Genomic DNA, 12,951 nt, shown 5'->3' with positions numbered 1-12,951 from the left:
CTCGGGGGCGTGGAATCCGGGATTTCAGTGAGTCAGCAGCGGCGACAGCCTTGGATCGTGGGGGTTTCCGGCGCTTCGGGCACCCCTTTCGCCGCCGCCGTGCTGCGCGGTCTGCTGGCCGCGGGCGAGAACGTGGATCTGGTGGTGAGCCGGGCGTCGCGGCTGACGCTGCTGGACGAGACCGGGATCGCGTTCCGCGACGCGCACTGGCGCGAGGACCTGCGGACCTGGCTGGCGCGCGGGGCGGACGGGAAGCCGCACACCTTCGAGGTGGGCGGGGCGGAGATCGAGCGGGTACGGCACTGGGCGGCCGGTGACCTCGGCGCGGGGCCGTCCTCGGGGTCGTACCCGGCCAAGGGGATGCTCATCGTGCCGGCCTCGACGGCGTGCGTGGCCGGGGTGGCGCTCGGACTGTCGAAGGATCTGCTCCAGCGGGCCGCGAGCGTGACGCTCAAGGAGCGGCGCAAGCTGGTCGTCGCCGTGCGGGAGACCCCGTTGAACGGGCAGACGCTGAAGCACCTGGTGAGCCTGGACGAGGCGGGCGCCGTGGTGCTGCCCGCCTCTCCGGGCTTCTACGCGGGGGCGACGCACATCCAGGATCTGGTGGACTTCGTCGCGGGGCGGGTACTGGACGCGGCGGGGGTGCCGCACGACCTGTACCGCCGGTGGGAGGGAGAACTCGGTGGTGGCTCCCGCGGCGTGTAGGACCGGCCCGCGGAGCCCGGCGAGTGTGGGTGCGAGTACGAGTACGGGGCCGTCGGGCCCGTGGTCAGCGCTTCTTCGGGGCGCGCGCGGTACGGGCGCGGTCGATGCGACGCGCGGCGGCGGGTTGGTGGGCACGCGAGCGGTTGGCCAGGTCCTGCAGCTCGCGCATACGGGCGTAGGCCATCTCGATCGAGTACACGGTGTTCTCACTCCTGAAGATTCGAAAGCGTTTTTTGGATGTACGAGAAGTTTTGCAGGCGATGAAGCCTGCATGCCTTAGATTCTACACGTAAACTCGCGATACTGCTGAACAATGGAAGGTTTCAGTCACATGGACGCGGTGGACAGGCAGCTCATCCAGGCACTGAGGGAGAACGGCAGGGCCTCGTACGCCGAGCTGGGGCGGCTGGTGGGGCTCTCCGGGCCCAGCGTCACCGACCGCATCAACCGGCTGGAATCCGCCGGGGTCATCACCGGGTACCGCGCCACCGTCGACGCCGCGGCCCTGGGGCTCGGCGTCACGGCCCTGATCGGCATCTCGCTCTCCGACGCGGCCGATCACGAGGACGTGGCGCGCCGGCTGAAGGACCTCGCGGAGATCGAGGACGCGTGGTTCATCGCGGGCGACGACTCGTACATGCTCAAGGTGCGGGTCGGTGATGTGGACGGGCTGGAGCGGACCATCCGCCGGCTCAGCGGCACGAAGGGTGTCTCGCGCACCCGTACCACGATCGTGCTCTCCACCAAGTGGGAGAACCGGGTCGGGGAACTCCCCGAGGAGGTGTAGTCCCGGGAGCGGCGATCCCTGCCCGGAAGGAGCGTCGTCCGGTGCGCGCGACCGCAAGGCGGCCGGAAGATCTCGTAGCGGTGCTGCGTGGGCTTTCGGTCAACGCCGCGAGTGCGTGTGCCGGGCGGTGAGACGGGGCGGGCGTTGCCGTGAGCGGCGCTGGGCGTAACGTGGTGGAACCCCCGGCCGGCCGGGGGTTTCGCCCGGTAGGCGCCGGGACGAGGCACAGCACGTCGACAACTGGGAGGCAGCCGCATGGACGTCGGGCTCAAGCGCGAACTGGAGGAGAAGGTCCGCGCGGGGGAGCGGCTGACCCGTGAGGACGGCATCGCCCTCTACGAGTCGGACGACCTGGCCTGGCTCGGCGGCCTCGCCCACGAGGTGCGCACCCGCAAGAACGGTGACGTGGTCCACTTCAACGTCAACCGGCACCTGAACATGACGAATGTGTGCACGGCCTCGTGCGCCTACTGCTCGTTCCAGCGCAAGCCGGGCGAGAAGGACGCGTACACCATGCGCATCGAGGAGGCGGTCCGGCTCGCGAAGGCGATGGAGGGCGAGAACCTCACCGAGCTGCACATCGTCAACGGGCTGCACCCCACCCTGCCGTGGCGCTACTACCCGCGCTCGCTCGGCGCGCTGAAGGAGGCCTTGCCGCAGGTCTCCCTCAAGGCGTTCACCGCCACCGAGATCCACCACTTCGAGACCATCTCCAAGCTCTCCGCCTCCGAGATCCTCGACGAGCTGATCGAGGCCGGTCTGGAGTCGCTGACCGGCGGCGGCGCGGAGATCTTCGACTGGGAGGTCCGCCGGCACATCGTGGACCACGACACCCACTGGGAGGACTGGTCGCGCATCCACCGCCTGGCGCACGAGAAGGGGCTCAAGACCCCGGCGACCATGCTGTACGGGCACATCGAGGAGCCCCGGCACCGCGTCGACCACGTGCTGCGGCTGCGTGAGCTCCAGGACGAGACCGGCGGCTTCCAGGTCTTCATCCCGCTGCGTTACCAGCACGACTTCGTGGACATGAAGGACGGCAAGATCCGCAACAAGCTCCAGGCGCGCACGACGATGGCGACCGGTGCCGAGGCGCTGAAGACCTTCGCGGTCTCGCGGCTCCTGTTCGACAACGTCCCGCACGTCAAGGTCTTCTGGGTGATGCACGGCGTGCAGACCGCTCAGCTCGCGCTCCAGCACGGCGCGGACGACATGGACGGCTCGGTCGTCGAGTACAAGATCACGCACGACGCGGACAACTACGGCACGCCGAACAAGCTCAGCCGCGAGGACCTGCTCGACCTGATCCGCGACGCGGGCTTCCGGCCCGTCGAGCGCAACACCCGGTACGAGATCCTCCGCGAGTACCCGGGCCCGGACGCCGAGCGGCGCGAGTCGCCGCAGCCGATGCGCGTCTGACGGCTCCCGGTGCCCCTTCCGGCGTACCGGTTCCGATGAGCGAGGGGAGAGCCCCGGCCGACCGGCCGGGGCTCTCTCGCGTACCGGGCGGCGCCGTCGTGCGACGACGCGGTTTGAGGCGGGCGCGAAGTAATGATTAATCTTTACTTATGGCACTTACCTTCGCGTTGGATCCCCAGGTCGACGGCACCCTCCGGGACGGCATCACCGAGCTGTGGACCGACGTCTCCAACGCGGGCGGTGCGGTGGGCTTCGTGCCTCCCGTCTCCGCCGACGACATCCGGCCGGAGCTGGCCAAGCACCTCGCCGCCGCGGCCGAGGGGCGCACCCGGCTGCTGGTCGGCCGCGACGAGGACGGTGCCGTGGCCGCCACGGCCTTCCTGTCGCTCAACACCCACCGCCTGATGGAGCACTGGCTCTGGCTCTACACGGTGATGGTCCACCCGCGTCACCAGGGCAAGGGGTACGGGCGCGACCTGATGGACGCCGCAGCCGAGGCCGCCCGCGGGACGGCGGGTATCGAGGCGATACGGCTCACCTGCCGCGGCGGCACCGGCGTCGACCGGTTCTACGCCTCCTGTGGATACAAGGAGGTCGGAAGGGTGCCGGACGCGATCCGGGTCGCCGACGGGGACGACCGCGACGAGATCGTCATGCTGCTGCCGCTGGGCTGAAGGACGCGGGCCGCGCCGCCCCGCGCGGCCTCGGAACGGGGCCCGCGCCCTTTTGGCACGGCCCTCCGAAGTGCTCGATTCCGGGGCATGCTTCACTGGTCGGGCAGGATTGCAGGACCGTCGTACGTCGAGAAAGGGGCCAACTGTGTCCGCTGCCAGGCCGAGCGCGACCATTCGGTACACCGCGATGCGCCTCAGCATCTTCGTCGGCTGCTTCGTCGTCGCAGCCATCGCCGTCCACTTCGGCCTGGCTCCCTCCGGGGCGCGCGACTCCAACTTCTTCTGGGTGATCCTCCTCTCGCTGGTCCTGTCCGCGCCGCTCAGCTACGTGCTGCTGCGCAAGCAGCGTGACGAGATGTCCGCCCAGATCGCGCCCAGGATCGAGCGGGCCAAGCAGCGCCTCGAGGAGAACCGCACCCGCGAGGACCACGTCGCCCCGTGAGGACCGCGGGACCGTGACGAGTGCCGCGTGGGCCACGTCGGCCCGCGAGGGCCGTGACGAGGCGCTTGGAGCGGCGTGAGTCCGTCCGCGCGGGCCGCGTAAGGTTCCTCACACCTTTTACGGAACCCCGGTGCCGGAGCAACTGCTCCGGCACCGGGGCTTCGTCGTTCCCGCCTGCGTGCGCCGGGTGTTCGCGCGCGCGGGGCGGTTGTTCGTGTGCGCGGGCGGACCCCGGTCCGGCGCCCGCACCCAAAGAAGACCTTTGAGGTCCTCAAAGTTCAAGTGTTAACGTGATGGGCATGAAGACAGCGGCGCGCCCTCACGAAGCCGCGAGCGTCCCGCTCGTGGCGCGCCTGCATGTCGATCTCTGCCGCTGCATGTCCGCGGTCTGTCGGCCGCGCATGAACGCGGTTCGTTGCCGCAGCCTCTGAGCAGCGTTCGAACCGGCACCATGCAGCGGCGCCGCCCCGACGCGGGCGCCGCACCCCCCCGTCCCCGTACAACGTCCTCCCGCACGGCGTCCTCGTGCGCCCCGATGCGTCACATCTGGAGTGTGTCCGTGTCCGCGACCCCCGCGTCCACCGCCGCCACCGACAGCCCGTCAGGCTCCGGCTTCCGCATACCGAAGGTCCCGTTCTGGGCCCAGATAGTCGCCGGTCTCGTCCTCGGTGTCGTCCTCGGGTGGATCGCCCGCAGCTACGACATCGGCTGGCTCCACACCACGCTCGACAAGGTCGGCCACATCTTCGTCCAGCTGCTGAAGCTGGCTGTCGCACCGCTCGTCTTCTTCGCGATCCTGGTGTCGATCACCAACCTGCGCAAGGTCAACAACGCTGCCCGGCTGGCCACCCGCACCCTGCTCTGGTTCATGATCACCTCGCTGATCGCGGTCGCCATCGGTCTCGCGATCGGCCTGGTGACCAACCCGGGTGCCGGGACCGGCCTCACGCCGAAGGACGGCAAGCTGCCGCAGCACGCCGGATCCTGGCTCGACTTCCTCACCGGCATCATCCCGAACGACGTGATCACCCCGTTCACCGAACTGAACGTGCTCCAGATCGTGTTCATGGCCGCCGTCGCCGGTATCGCCGCGCTCAAGCTCGGTGAGAAGGCCCAGCCGATCCTCACGCTCAGCGAGTCCGTCCTGGAACTCCTCCAGAAGGCGCTGTGGTGGGTCATCCGGCTCGCCCCGATCGGCACCGTCGGCCTCATCGGCTACGCGATCGCCGACTACGGCTGGGACCTGATCGGCAAGTACGCGACGTTCACCGCCGATGTCTACATCGGCTGCGCCCTGGTGCTGTTCGGGGTGTACCCGCTGCTGCTGGCCACGGTCGCCAAGCTCAGCCCGATCCAGTTCTTCAGGGGTGCCTGGCCGGCGATCCAGCTGGCCTTCGTCTCCCGCTCCTCGGTCGGCACGATGCCGGTCACCCAGAAGGTCACCGAGCGCCTCGGCGTCCCGAAGGAGTACGCGTCCTTCTCGGTCCCGTTCGGCGCGACCACCAAGATGGACGGCTGCGCCGCGATCTACCCCGCGCTCGCGGCGATCTTCATCGCGCAGATCTTCGACGTGCAGCTGAACGTCGGTGACTACGTCCTGATCGCGTTCGTCTCGGTGATCGGTTCGGCGGCCACCGCCGGTCTCACCGGCGCGACGGTCATGCTGACCCTGACGCTGTCGACGCTGGGCCTCCCGCTGGAGGGCGTCGGTCTGCTCATGGCGATCGACCCGATCCTGGACATGATGCGGACGGCCACGAACGTGGCCGGTCAGGCGCTGGTCCCGGTGATCGTCTCGGCGCGCGAGAAGATCCTCGACCACGAGGCGTACGCCACGGCCTCGTCCTCCCCGGTCGACGGCTCCGACGGTTCCGACAGGTCCGACGACTCCGAGGCGCGCGACGCCGAGCCGCAGCGCGTGCCGGTCACCGCGTAGCCGACGGCAGCCCGCCGCGCGTGGGCCCCTCCTCCGGTCTCCGGGGGAGGGGCCCACGGTGCGTTCCGGGGCGGGTGCGGCGGTCAGGGCCGCTGGAAGACGACCTCCGGGTTGGCGGGCGTGGGGCCGCTCAGCAGCGGCTGGTGCCGGCCCTTCAGGTGCAGGTCGAGGAAGGCCGCGACGTAGTCACGGGTGATCCGGACCGAGCGGTCCCCGGAGAGCGGGGCGTCGGGATCCGCGGGCAGGCCGAACTGTTCGGCGAGGGCCGGGAGGTCCGTGAAGGTGAAGTGCCCGGAGCCCTTGACGCTCAGCCAGCGCTTCCAGCCGTCCAGTCGCGGCCAGCCCTCGTCCCAGGACGTGTCGCCGCCCCCGGGGCGGTGGATGTCGTCGGTGCCGAGCATCATGAACGGCTTCCGACCGATGCCCTCGGCGGGGATCCGCTCCTGGAACCCGCCGTCCATGTTGACCCCGGCGTCGAAGCGCCCGTCGGAGAGCAGGGCGGAGGCCGCCGCGCTCCCGCCGATGGAGTGGCCGGCGACGGCGACCCGCGAGGCGTCGATCATGCGGGCGTGGCGCCAGGCGGGACGGTTGCCGGTCAGCCGGTCGAGCACGAAGGAGAAGTCGGCGGCCCGTCCGGTGGAGACGGCGGTCAGAAGTTTCCGCTGGGCCTCTTCGTTCGGCGCGGATTCGAGCCGGTCGCAGGCCACGCAGGTGAGCGTCCGGCCGTCGGGGAGGGAGACGCCGGTCGATTCGTAGGCGTGGTCGATGGTCGCCACGACGTAGCCCCGGCCGGCCAGGTCCGTGGCGAGCGAGGTCAAGGTGGCCCGCGGGGTGCCGAAGCCGGGGGAGAGCAGCACCAGCGGGAACCGGCCCCGCGCGGCCGGTGCGTCGGTGCGGGCATGGGTGCCGAGGCGGGCGACGGTGGAGGCCGGGATGACGTCCTCCAGCCCGCGTGCCACCAGCATCAGCCGGGCCTCCTCGGTGGTCATGTACGGCGCGGGGCCGCTGCCACCGGGTCGGGCGGGATGGTGCATCGTCACCATCAGTTCCCTGGGGCCGGCCTCCGGCACCCACGGGTCGGTGCGGGAGCGGTCGGTGAGGTGCAGCACCTCGGTCCCGACGGCGTACGGGCCCGTGGGGCGGGGCAGTTGGGGCGCACGGGTGGCCGCGGTGGCGGACGGGGCGTCCGGTGCGGCGGGGGTCGCGACGGCGGTGGCGGGCGCGGCGAGCAGCGCGGTCACGGCGAGGGCCACGGCAAGGGTCCGCCGCCGGAATGAGGTCGTCAACATGCGTCCACACGCTAGGCGGGCGGGTGCCGCGGGCGGATCGCCCCAGGGCCTGATTCCGTGTGGCACCAGGGCCTGATCCCGTCTCAACCAGGGGATGACGGCCCGGCCCGGAAAGAGCGTCCCACCCTGAGGTCGACGCTCCGACCTGGGGATGACGGCCATTTCGGCCACGCGGCCGAAGGGCGCCGTCGCGTACGGCGGGGCCCGCCCCGCGCCGTACCCTTGCCGGGGGAGTGGCGCAGCGGGCGGGAGGGAGTCGACGTGGGTGCGGTGAAGGGCAGGCGGATGCCGCGCGCCGTGCGGGAGCGGCAGATGCTGGACGCCGCCGTACGGACCTTCGGGCAACGCGGATACCGCGCCGCCTCGATGGACGAGATCGCCGAACTGGCCGGGGTCTCCAAGCCGTTGGTCTACCTGTACCTCAACTCCAAGGAGGAGCTGTTCACCGCCTGCATACGACGCGAGGCGAAGGCGCTCGTCGACGCGGTGCGGGCGGGGGTGGAGCCGGGACTGCCGGCCGACCGGCAGCTGTGGGCGGGGCTGTGCGCGTTCTTCACGCACACGGCGGGGCATCCGGACGGCTGGGCGGTGCTCCACCGCCAGGCGCGGACGCACGGGGAGCCGTTCGCCGCGGAGGTGACGGCGATGCGGGACGAGATCGTCGCGTTCGTGACGGGGCTGATCGCGGCGGCGGCCCGCGAGACGCATCGCGATCCGGAGCTCCCCGACCGGGACGTGGCGGGGCTGGCACGGGCGCTCGTAGGGGCCGCGGAGTCGCTCGCCGACTGGGCGAACGAGACCCCGGACGTCTCGGCGAAGGAGGCCGCGGCCACCCTGATGAACTTCGCCTGGGCCGGGCTGGAGAACCTCATGGGAGGCCGTCCGTGGCAGGCGCCGGAGCAGAAGGCGGGCCGGGCGGGCCGTCGGTCGTCCCGGTGAGGTGGACACGGTCCGCGCCGCGCAGCCGGAAGCCTGTGACGTCGGCCGCGTAGGTGACCGTGGCGGGCAGTGGCACGGGGGCCCTGAAGTCGGCCCGCACCCGTCGGATCGTGCCGGACGTCGGCGCCTCGGCCAGGCAGCGGGCCACGGTCCACATGCCGTGGGCGATGGGCCGGGGAAAGCCGAGGAGCCGGGCCGTCAGCGGGTACAGGTGGATGGGGTTCCGGTCGCCCGACACGGCGCCGTAGCGGCGTCCGAGATCGGCGGGGAGCCGCCACTCGGCGACGACGGAAGGGCCGGGGGCATCGGCGGTACCAGTGACGTCGGGGACGGCCGCGGTGGGCCCGCTGGATGTGGTCCGTGTGCCTGCTGTGTCCGGCGCGTCCGCCACGTCGGACGCGTTCGGCGCGTGCCTCGTGTGACGCGTGCTCGTGTCGTGGCTGGTGCTCGCAGCGCGGCGGGTGTTCGTGGAGTGGCGGGAGAGGTAACCGCTGCGGGACTCCCAGATCAGCTCGCCCGCGCGGCGCGCCTCGGTGACCACCGTGACCTCCGTGCCGCGCCGGTGCGGGGACAGACCCTCGGCGTACACCGTGAGTTCGAGCGGATCGGCCGGGTGCGGTGCCCGGTGGCAGGTGATCTCGATCCAGGTGTGCACGAGCCCCACGACCGGCAGCGGGAACCGTCGGGCGGTCATCAGCCGCAGGGCCAGGGGGAATCCGAGCACGTGCGGGTAGGTGAGGGGCAGTTCGTCCGTGTCGGGGAACCCGCAGATCCGGCGGTACGCGGCGAGCGGGCCGGGTGCGACGGGCGCGGGCGGGCGGATGGCCCGCTCGGCGGGCAGTGCCGCGCCGGGTCTGCCGCCGCCCCTCTTGAACGGGGAGGTGAGAGCCGCCCGCAGAAGAGTCATGCCACTCCTTGCCCCGCTGTGGATTTACTCCAAAGTAAGATTACTCAAGAGTCAGGAACTGGTCGATACCGCGAGGCCGAATTCCGTGGGCCACCGCTGCGGGCCCCAGGGCCCACTTTGGGCCCTGGGCTGGGCCCGGTGGGTCTACTGCGGAACCAGGACTTCCGGCACGCTTGCCTCGTCCCACCGGATCGACGCCACCCCCCACGTCCGGATCCCGACTCGGAGGAAGTCCACGCATGCGTACGCGCTCGACACGTATCGCCCTGCTGGGCCTGATGGCCCTGATCGCGGGCCTGTTCACCGCGACACCCGCGGCGGCGGCCCCCAACTTCAAGGCACCGTTCCCCTGCGGCCAGACCTGGACCTACGGCCACCACTCGGCGGAGGTCAGGCAGGCCCTCGACTTCATACGCACCGACGGCGGCGCCACGGCCGGCACCCCCGTCCTCGCCTCGTCCGGCGGGACCGCCTACCGCTACTCCCAGCCCGGCGGGGCGGGCAACTACATCGCCATCGACCACGGCGGCGGCTGGAAGACCTACTACTTCCACCTCGCCTCGTACTCCGTCGCCGACGGCGCCTCCGTGTCGCAGGGGCAGCAGATCGGCGTCACCGGTTCCACCGGCAACAGCAGCGGCGCCCACATCCACTACGAGCAGCTCTACAACGGTGTCGGGCAGACCATCGCGATCAACGGCCGTTCCCTGGCCCCGTATCCCGGCTCGTACAACAGCAAGTACCTGACCAGCGACAACGGCTGCGGGGGCGGGGGCACCGGCAAGTACTGGGTGGACACCTTCGCCAACGCCACGGGCTACGCGGCCCCCAACACGGCCGACGCGCAGGGCGTCCTCAACGCGGGTACGAACTACGTCTACTGCAAGGCGTGGGGAGCCCAGGTCGGTTCGGGTTCCAGCTACAACCACTGGTGGCTGAAGACCGACCTGGACACGGTGTACGCGGGCAAGAACGGGCGCGGCGCGTACGTCTCGGCGTACTACCTGTCGCGCTGGGGCAATGACGAGGCCCGCGACAACAACGGCGCGGTGATTCCGGACTGCTGAGGGCCGTACGCGCATCCGCCCGGCCCACGTGAGACGTCCCGGGCGGACAAGGGCCCAGGGGCGTCCCGGGCAGCCGGGACGCCCCGACGTCCGGAGGTCCCGAGGCCCGGTCGTCCCGAACCCAGTTCGTCCCCGAACCCCCCGGCGTAGGCTCGGAACATGGGCGAAGAGGCGGACGACCGCGGTACCGGCTGGGCGGCGACGCGCGCGTGGGTCGAGAAGAGTCTCGCACCGGGCGAACGCATCGAAGCCGTCGAGCAGTTGCGCGGCGGCTGGACCTCGCGGATGCGCCGGCTGGACGTCTCCGGGCCGCAGGGTGCGCGGGCGCTCGTGCTGCGGTCCTTCGTCAAGCCCTTCTATGTACGGCACGCCCCGGGGCTGCTCACCCGCGAGGCGGACATCCTGCGGCTGCTGGCGGACGGCACCGGTGTCCCGGCCGCGCGTTTGGTGGCCGTCGACGCCCGGGCCGAGCACTGCGACCATCCCTCTCTGCTGATGACCCTGCTGCCCGGGAGGGTACGGGTCGACGATGCCGGGGCGCCGGAACGCATCGGGCTGCTGGCACGGCAGTTGGCCGACATCCACGCCGTACGGGTGACGGACGCGACCCGGCCGCGTACGTACCAGGCGTGGACCGCGCCGGACCGGGTACAGGTGCCCGCCGCGACCGGGCGCGCGGGACTCTGGCGGCGGGCGGTCGACGTCATCCGCCGTGAGCCGCCGTCGTACGAGCCCCGGTTCCTGCACCGCGACTTCCACCCGGGCAACGTGCTCTTCACCGGATCCGGGGCGGGCGTCCGGGTCAGCGGGGTCGTCGACTGGGTCGAGACCTCGTGGGGCCCCGCCGACCTGGACGTGGCCCACTGTTCGACGGCCCTCGCCCTGCTGCACGGTGTACCGACCGGTATGGGCTTCGCGGGTCAATACACGTGCGCGGGCGGGCGGTTGGCGGACGACGACGCGGACCACCTCTACTGGCGGCTGCTGGACGCGCTCGCCTACGCGCCGGACGCGGAGAAGCTCGCGGTCCCGTGGCGGGAACTCGGACGGACCGACCTGACCCCCGACATGCTCGCGGCACGCCTGGAAGACTACGTCGACTGCCTGTTCGACCGCTTCGGCTGATCCGTACGGCCCGCGCGCCGGCCCAGCGGCCGTCGCGCCGGGTCGGGCACCCCCTGGACGTGGGCCCGGACAACACGTGGGAGTGGTACGGAGGGTACGTGACGCACCCCTCAACTCAGCTATTCCACAAGGCAGTCGATTGACCGTGTGATTGCCTCCCGGCTGACCGCCGGGAGAGGGGAAGTCCCTTGTCACCGGGCTGGTCAACGGCAGCCCGGCGAGTACCCGCGAGTGTCGTACGCAAGGTAAAAGACGGCGTGTACGTCGGTAAAGGGCCGGTCATGTCGGTATAGGTATACGCGTCTTTCTCGAAAGGACGGACCGAGTCCCGTGCGGACCGGGTGCCGCCGTTGCCTGCCCGACGCAGGGGCGCGGCGTCCCCGTATCTGCCGCACCGGCCGGTCGCCGAACCATCCACATCCGTGAGCCCCGGTCCGACTTTCCGTGTCCCGGCGGCTCCCGGTCCGCCATGTCACGCCGCCGAAGTCCCGTCACTCCGGTCCGGCGACGCCCGGAATCCGGGCGTCGCCGGACCGGATCACCAGATCTCCGACCCGCTTCGCGGCCGCGCGGCGGCTCCCCGACCCATGAACCAACGAAGCATCACCAAGGAGAAGTTGTGCGTTACGGAAGTGTGCTGAGGCAGGAAGTCCGGTCCCCGGGGACGACTCCGCTCATCGGCATCTACGACATGTACTCGGCGTCCGTCGTGGCCCGGCACTACGAAGGTTTCTTCGTGTCCGGGTTCGGCTTCGCCGCCTCCCACTACGGGCTTCCCGACATCGGTTTCATCGCCTGGCCGGACATGGTGGCCTTCGTGGAACGGCTGCGGCTGGCCTTTCCCTCCCACCATCTGCTGGTCGACATCGACGACGGCTACGTGGACCCGGAGGTCGCCTGCCACGTGGTGCAGCGGCTGGAGAGGATCGGAGCCTCCGGCGTCATCCTGGAGGACCAGAAGCGCCCCCGCCGGTGCGGTCACGCGGACGGCAAGCAGGTGCTGCCGCTGGAGGAGTACCTGGAGAAGCTCGATCTCGTGCTGAAGAGCCGTCAGGACCTGGTGGTCGTGGCCCGTACGGACGCCACGGAAGAGGACGAGATCCTGCGCAGGGCGGAGGCGCTGGCCAGGACGGACGCCGACGTCGTCCTGGTCGACGGGGTCCGCAGCATCGAGTGGATCAAGCGCATCCGCAGGGTGATCGGTGACAAGCCGCTGCTGTTCAACCAGATCGCGGGCGGCAAGTCGCCCCGGCTCTCGCTCACCGAACTGACCGAGCTGGACTGCCAGGTGGCCATCTACAGCACCCCCTGCCTGTTCGCCGCGCACTCCGCGATCGACGCCGCGCTGACGGACCTCAAGCGGGCCGACGGGCGGCTCCCCGAGTTCGACCCCGTCGAGGGGATCGGGGTGCGGCGGTCGACGGAGCTGCTGGAGCGGAACATCAGCAGGCACCACGCCGCCCCGGCTCCCGACTCCCTCGCCGTCCCCGTCCACGAGCCCGCGGTCGCCTGACGCGCGGTAAGCAGCGGATGACACGAGCGGTGGACCGGGCCCGGACGGCCCGGACCACCGTCGCCCGGACCGTGCGCCGGGGGCCCGCGGCGCACCACGTGCGCCCCGCGGCCCCGGCGTGTCCGAACCCCGAGGACCCCGAAGACCC

At 71.0% G+C, this 12,951-nt stretch carries 13 protein-coding genes; 10 read left to right on the top strand and 3 right to left on the bottom strand.

From position 1 onward, the window contains the following. Positions 1–27 precede the first annotated feature (27 nt). Complete coding sequence (locus AMK22_RS20930; protein ID WP_073787139.1) at positions 28–705, top strand: UbiX family flavin prenyltransferase; 678 nt, start codon at positions 28–30, stop codon at positions 703–705. Positions 706–769: 64 nt separating this feature from the next. Here the strand turns inward: AMK22_RS20930 and AMK22_RS41835 are convergent, their stop codons facing one another. Then, positions 770–904 (bottom strand): hypothetical protein, encoded by a 135-nt coding sequence (locus AMK22_RS41835; protein WP_274535432.1) that lies wholly within the window; start codon positions 902–904, stop codon positions 770–772. 132 nt (positions 905–1,036) lie between these two features. Between AMK22_RS41835 and AMK22_RS20925 the strand changes: the two genes are divergently transcribed. The 5 genes from AMK22_RS20925 (at position 1,037) to AMK22_RS20905 (ending at position 5,963) form a co-directional block, all read left to right on the top strand. After that, positions 1,037–1,492 carry an Lrp/AsnC family transcriptional regulator gene (locus AMK22_RS20925; RefSeq protein WP_073787137.1) on the top strand — a complete coding sequence of 152 codons (456 nt, stop codon included), beginning with the start codon at positions 1,037–1,039 and terminating at the stop codon, positions 1,490–1,492. Between the two features lie 255 nt (positions 1,493–1,747). Next, positions 1,748–2,911: an aminofutalosine synthase MqnE gene (mqnE, locus tag AMK22_RS20920; RefSeq protein WP_073787136.1), complete on the top strand. Its 1,164-nt coding sequence runs from the start codon at positions 1,748–1,750 to the stop codon at positions 2,909–2,911. Between the two features lie 149 nt (positions 2,912–3,060). Further along, the gene (locus tag AMK22_RS20915; RefSeq protein WP_073787134.1) at positions 3,061–3,585 is read left to right on the top strand and encodes a GNAT family N-acetyltransferase; all 525 of its coding nucleotides are present in this window, start codon (positions 3,061–3,063) and stop codon (positions 3,583–3,585) included. A 145-nt stretch (positions 3,586–3,730) separates the two neighbouring features. Next, the gene (locus AMK22_RS20910) at positions 3,731–4,027 is read left to right on the top strand and encodes a DUF4229 domain-containing protein (RefSeq protein ID WP_073787132.1); all 297 of its coding nucleotides are present in this window, start codon (positions 3,731–3,733) and stop codon (positions 4,025–4,027) included. Between the two features lie 559 nt (positions 4,028–4,586). Then, positions 4,587–5,963 (top strand): dicarboxylate/amino acid:cation symporter, encoded by a 1,377-nt coding sequence (locus AMK22_RS20905; RefSeq protein ID WP_073787130.1) that lies wholly within the window; start codon positions 4,587–4,589, stop codon positions 5,961–5,963. A gap of 83 nt (positions 5,964–6,046) precedes the next feature. Here AMK22_RS20905 and AMK22_RS20900 read toward each other — a convergent pair whose 3' ends face one another. Further along, positions 6,047–7,252, bottom strand: a complete 1,206-nt coding sequence (locus AMK22_RS20900; protein ID WP_073787129.1) for an alpha/beta hydrolase family protein — start codon at positions 7,250–7,252, stop codon at positions 6,047–6,049. Positions 7,253–7,537: 285 nt separating this feature from the next. On the opposite strand from AMK22_RS20900, the gene AMK22_RS20895 reads away from it, so the two are divergent. Continuing rightward, the gene (locus AMK22_RS20895; protein WP_073787274.1) at positions 7,538–8,191 is read left to right on the top strand and encodes a TetR/AcrR family transcriptional regulator; all 654 of its coding nucleotides are present in this window, start codon (positions 7,538–7,540) and stop codon (positions 8,189–8,191) included. On the opposite strand, the gene AMK22_RS20890 is transcribed toward AMK22_RS20895, so the two are convergent. Then, the gene (locus tag AMK22_RS20890) at positions 8,121–9,098 is read right to left on the bottom strand and encodes a MaoC family dehydratase (RefSeq protein WP_073787127.1); all 978 of its coding nucleotides are present in this window, start codon (positions 9,096–9,098) and stop codon (positions 8,121–8,123) included. The genes AMK22_RS20895 and AMK22_RS20890 overlap by 71 nt on opposite strands. A 239-nt stretch (positions 9,099–9,337) precedes the next feature. On the opposite strand from AMK22_RS20890, the gene AMK22_RS20885 reads away from it, so the two are divergent. The 3 genes from AMK22_RS20885 to AMK22_RS20875 all read left to right on the top strand — a co-directional run bounded on the left by AMK22_RS20885 (position 9,338) and on the right by AMK22_RS20875 (position 12,803). Continuing rightward, complete coding sequence (locus AMK22_RS20885) at positions 9,338–10,165, top strand: M23 family metallopeptidase (protein ID WP_073787125.1); 828 nt, start codon at positions 9,338–9,340, stop codon at positions 10,163–10,165. Between the two features lie 159 nt (positions 10,166–10,324). Further along, positions 10,325–11,290: a phosphotransferase family protein gene (locus AMK22_RS20880; RefSeq protein ID WP_073787123.1), complete on the top strand. Its 966-nt coding sequence runs from the start codon at positions 10,325–10,327 to the stop codon at positions 11,288–11,290. Between the two features lie 619 nt (positions 11,291–11,909). Then, positions 11,910–12,803 carry an isocitrate lyase/PEP mutase family protein gene (locus AMK22_RS20875; protein ID WP_073787122.1) on the top strand — a complete coding sequence of 298 codons (894 nt, stop codon included), beginning with the start codon at positions 11,910–11,912 and terminating at the stop codon, positions 12,801–12,803. Positions 12,804–12,951 lie beyond the last annotated feature (148 nt).

Origin of the sequence: Streptomyces sp. CB01580 (assembly GCF_001905795.1) — a bacterium.
Taxonomy (GTDB): domain Bacteria; phylum Actinomycetota; class Actinomycetes; order Streptomycetales; family Streptomycetaceae; genus Streptomyces.
This window is presented reverse-complemented; position numbering and strand designations above follow the sequence as displayed.

Bases quoted from the DNA above. Each gene is read 5' to 3' on its own strand.
- AMK22_RS20885 (WP_073787125.1), top strand. From the start codon at position 9,338: ATGCGTACGCGCTCGACACGTATCGCCCTGCTGGGCCTGATGGCCCTG.
- AMK22_RS20890 (WP_073787127.1), bottom strand. From the start codon at position 9,098: ATGACTCTTCTGCGGGCGGCTCTCACCTCCCCGTTCAAGAGGGGCGGC.
- AMK22_RS20880 (WP_073787123.1), top strand. From the start codon at position 10,325: ATGGGCGAAGAGGCGGACGACCGCGGTACCGGCTGGGCGGCGACGCGC.
- AMK22_RS20900 (WP_073787129.1), bottom strand. From the start codon at position 7,252: ATGTTGACGACCTCATTCCGGCGGCGGACCCTTGCCGTGGCCCTCGCC.
- mqnE (WP_073787136.1), top strand. From the start codon at position 1,748: ATGGACGTCGGGCTCAAGCGCGAACTGGAGGAGAAGGTCCGCGCGGGG.
- AMK22_RS20925 (WP_073787137.1), top strand. From the start codon at position 1,037: ATGGACGCGGTGGACAGGCAGCTCATCCAGGCACTGAGGGAGAACGGC.
- AMK22_RS20895 (WP_073787274.1), top strand. From the start codon at position 7,538: ATGCCGCGCGCCGTGCGGGAGCGGCAGATGCTGGACGCCGCCGTACGG.
- AMK22_RS20915 (WP_073787134.1), top strand. From the start codon at position 3,061: ATGGCACTTACCTTCGCGTTGGATCCCCAGGTCGACGGCACCCTCCGG.